The organism is Streptomyces sp. NPDC004838, from assembly GCF_053600955.1.
This window is the reverse complement of record NZ_JBSGAW010000077.1, coordinates 1-1,469: the sequence shown is the minus strand read 5'-3', so window position 1 is coordinate 1,469 and position 1,469 is coordinate 1. Positions and strand designations below refer to the sequence as shown.

Sequence of the window (1,469 nt, the reverse complement as noted above, 5' to 3'; positions counted from 1 at the left end):
GTGTCGGTGGCGGTTGAATTCTGACCCGTTTCGGGCGGTCGAACTTTGACCCACTGGGTCTGTTTGCTGGTGTTCAGTCGGTGTCGTGTGTGGCGGTGGGGACGCGTCCGAGCTGGCGTCCGCGCATGCGGTAGGAATCGCCTTTGAGGGAGTGGACCTCGGCGTGGTGGACGAGGCGGTCGATCATGGCGGCGGCGACGGTCTCGTCGCCGAAGACCTCTCCCCATCGTCCGAAGGGTTTGTTGCTCGTGACGATCACGCTCGCTCGTTCGTATCTGTTCGAGATGAGCTGGAAGAACAGGTTCGCGGCCTCGGCTTCGAAGGGGATGTAGCCGACCTCGTCGATCACGATCAGCGGGTAGCGGCTGAGCTTGGTGAGTTCGGCCTGGAGGTGTCCGGCGTGATGGGCGGCGGCCAGGCGGTCGACCCATTCGGCGGCGGTGGCGAACGCGACGCGGTGGCCGGCCTGGCAGGCACGGACCGCCAGTCCGATCGCCAGGTGTGTCTTCCCGGTTCCCGGCGGTCCCAGGAAAACGGTGTTCTCCTTTGCGGCGATGAAGTCCAACGTGCCCAGATGCGCGAGCTGCTGGCGAGTTATGCCGCGCAGATGGGTGACGTCGAGTTCCTCGATCGTTTTCATTGCGGGGAAGCGGGCGGACCGGATGCGGGCCTCGCCGCCGTGGGACTCGCGGGCGGAGACTTCCCGCTGGAGGCAGGCGACCAGGAACTCGGTGTGTGTCCAGGTCTCTTTCAACGCGCGCTCGGCCAGCCGCTCGGCGGCGTCCAGTAGCGCCGGTGCCTTCATCGCCCGGGTCAGGAAGGACAGGTCGGAGGCGGTCTGGCGGCCGGTTCGGGGCTTGCCGGGGCTGGCGTTGGCGGCAGTGGGTGGCATCAGGAGGCCTCCGGCTCGTCGTGTCCGCTGCCGCCTTCGATGACAGTGAACATGCGGTCGTAGGAGTCGAGTTGTCGTTGTTCGACCTCGACAAGGTCAGCTGCGGTGGCGGCGCCTGTCTGGCGGGCGGCCAGGGCCCGGGAGGCCTGGTGATAGCGGTAGTCGCCGCGCAGGAGGGCCGCGGCGCGGGCATGGACGGGGTCGGTGATGGTCTGCTGTTTGGCCCAGCAGCGCGGGTGGCGGGCGACTTCGGCTCCGCCGGGAGTGAGGGTGACGATGACCTCGTCGGTGTCGGTGCGGACCTGGACCTTCTTGCCGATCGCCAGGGGGTGCACGGAGTAGTCGCAGGTGTCGACGCGGATGTAGTGGTCGCGGCTGATGCGGGTGGCGAAGCGCCACCAGCGAGGCGGATCGACGGGCGGCAGGGCGAGCATCCGGGAACGGTCGGCCTCCCACCGGTCGACCGGGCGGGTGCCCAGGGTGCGGTGCTGACGCCGGTTGGCGATGTTCAGCCAGACGGTCAGCTGGGTGTTGAAGTCGTCTGGTCCGGTGAAGGTCCGGCCGGGCAGGAATGACG

2 protein-coding genes are annotated in these 1,469 nt (G+C 68.0%); both read right to left on the bottom strand.

Annotation, left to right across the window (positions count from 1 at the left end; translation table 11 throughout):
• Positions 1-73: 73 nt before the first annotated feature.
• Positions 74-892 carry an IS21-like element helper ATPase IstB gene (gene istB, locus ACWEFL_RS36090; protein WP_451721351.1) on the bottom strand — a complete coding sequence of 273 codons (819 nt, stop codon included), beginning with the start codon at positions 890-892 and terminating at the stop codon, positions 74-76.
• Positions 892-1,469: Mu transposase domain-containing protein (locus ACWEFL_RS36085; RefSeq protein ID WP_451721349.1), on the bottom strand; the 578-nt coding region annotated here is incomplete at its 5' end. The genes ACWEFL_RS36085 and istB, both read right to left, overlap by 1 nt.